The organism is Chromobacterium fluminis (assembly GCF_011602385.1).
Taxonomy (GTDB): domain Bacteria; phylum Pseudomonadota; class Gammaproteobacteria; order Burkholderiales; family Chromobacteriaceae; genus Chromobacterium; species Chromobacterium fluminis.
The window spans coordinates 1-1,522 of sequence record NZ_JAAOMA010000109.1 but is presented as its reverse complement, the minus strand read 5'-3'; the positions used below and the strand labels follow the sequence as shown (position 1 = coordinate 1,522).

The 1,522-nt window shown below is 67.6% G+C and carries 2 protein-coding genes; both read left to right on the top strand.

The genetic code is table 11. From position 1 onward, the window contains the following. A partial coding sequence (locus HA052_RS27045) for an ATP-binding cassette domain-containing protein (protein WP_166454434.1) occupies nt 1–479 on the top strand: 479 nt, incomplete at its 5' end. A 9-nt stretch (nt 480–488) separates the two neighbouring features. Beyond that, the coding region (locus HA052_RS27040) for an HlyD family secretion protein (RefSeq protein WP_166454433.1) at nt 489–1,522 on the top strand (1,034 nt) is incomplete at its 3' end.

Genomic DNA, 1,522 nt, shown 5'->3' with positions numbered 1-1,522 from the left:
TGCAAGAAAACCTGCTGTTCAACCAAAGCATCCGCGACAACATCGCGCTGGCCGACCCCGGGCTGGCGCTGGACCACGTGATCCACGCCGCCAAACTGGCCGGCGCCCACGACTTCATCATGGAACAGGCCGAAGGCTACGACACCATGGTGGGCGAACACGGCGCCAGCCTGTCCGGCGGCCAGCGCCAGCGCATCGCCATCGCCCGCGCGCTGATCAGCAATCCGCGCATCCTGATCCTGGACGAAGCCACCAGCGCGCTGGACTACGAATCCGAACGCGCGATCATGCAAAACATGCGCGCCATCTGCCAGGGCCGCACCGTGCTCATCATCGCCCACCGCCTCAGCACCGTGCGCGGCGCTAGCCGCATCATCGCCATGGACCAAGGCCGCATCGTCGAAAGCGGCCGCCACGAAGACCTGCTCCGCCAGCCCGACGGCTACTACGCCCGCCTGCACAGCCTGCAACAAGGATAAACCCGCATCATGAAGCACCAACTGCACGCGCTGCGCGACTTCGCGCGGCGCTACCGGCAGGCCTTTGCCGCGCACTGGGCCATCCGCCATCAACTGGACCCGCAACCGCGACGCGAAGACGAACTGGCCTTCCTGCCCGCCCACCTGGAACTGACCGACAGCCCGCTGTCCCCGCTGCCGATGTGGAGCATGCGCCTGATCGGCGCGCTGTTCGGCGTCGCGCTGCTGTGGTCCGCGCTGGGCCAGCTCGACATCGTCGCCGTCGCCGGCGGCAAGACCGTCAGCGGCGGCCGCACCAAAATCCTGCAGCCGCTGGAACCCAGCGTGGTCAAAGCCATCCACGTGCGCGACGGCCAGCAAGTCCAGGCCGGACAAGTGCTGATCGAACTGGACGCCACCGGCGCCAGCGCCGACAAACAAAAGGCCGACGACGCCCACGCCGCCGCCGCGCTGGTCGCCGCGCGCTATCAGGCGCTGCTGAACGCGCTGGACAGCGGCCGGCTGCCGCAGCTGCCGGCCACCCCCGGCGTCGCCGACAGCCAGCGACTGGCCGAAGAAAGCCTGGCGCTGGGCCAATGGCGCGGCTACCAGGCCAAGCTCGAAGCGCTGGGCGCCACCCTGCGCCAACGCCAGGCCGAACACGCCACCACCCGTCAGCAAGTGAGCAAACTGCAAGCCACCGGCCGCATCGCCGCCGCGCGCGAACACGACTACCAAGACCTGCTGGCCAAGAACTTCATCTCCAAGCACGCCTACCTGGACAAACAACAAGCGCGCATCGAACAAGCCGGCGACCTGGCCAGCCAGCAAAGCCGGCTGCAAGAACTCAACGCCGCCATCGCCGGGCAAGAACAAGAACGCAAAGCGCTGCAAGCCAACTTCCGCAGCGAGGCCCTCGACAAACTGCGCGAAGCGCGCGAACAAATGCGCCAATACGGCGAAGACCAAAAAAAGACCGGCCAACGCCAGGCGCTGACCCGGCTGACCGCGCCGGTGGCCGGCAGCGTGCAGCAACTGGCCATCCACACCGTGGGCGGCGTGGT